This is a genomic window from Pseudomonas sp. AC463 (genome assembly GCF_979253585.1).
Genome location: NZ_CEEDDZ010000503.1, coordinates 1 through 280 on the forward strand (window position 1 = coordinate 1; position 280 = coordinate 280).

The following is a 280-nucleotide window of genomic DNA, read 5'->3' on the forward strand; positions in this document are numbered from 1 at the left end:
GATATGTACGGCCACGACTTCTTCGCCGGCTGGGACCGCTTCACCCGCACGCGCAAGCCGATCATCGCCGCGGTGGCCGGCTACGCGCTCGGCGGCGGTTGCGAGGTCGCGATGATGTGCGACTTCATCCTCGCCGCCGACACCGCCAGGTTCGGCCAGCCCGAGGTCAAGCTCGCCGTCTCGCCCGGCATGGGCGGATCGCAGCGGCTGGCGCACGCGGTCGGCAAGGCCAAGGCGATGGAGATGTGCCTGACCGGCCGTATGATGGACGCCGCAGAGG

General features: G+C 70.0%; 1 protein-coding gene. It reads left to right on the top strand.

Going from position 1 to position 280, the window contains the following annotated elements:
* Positions 1-280: enoyl-CoA hydratase-related protein (locus AC0IYH_RS31160; protein ID WP_471838064.1), on the top strand; the 280-nt coding region annotated here is incomplete at both ends.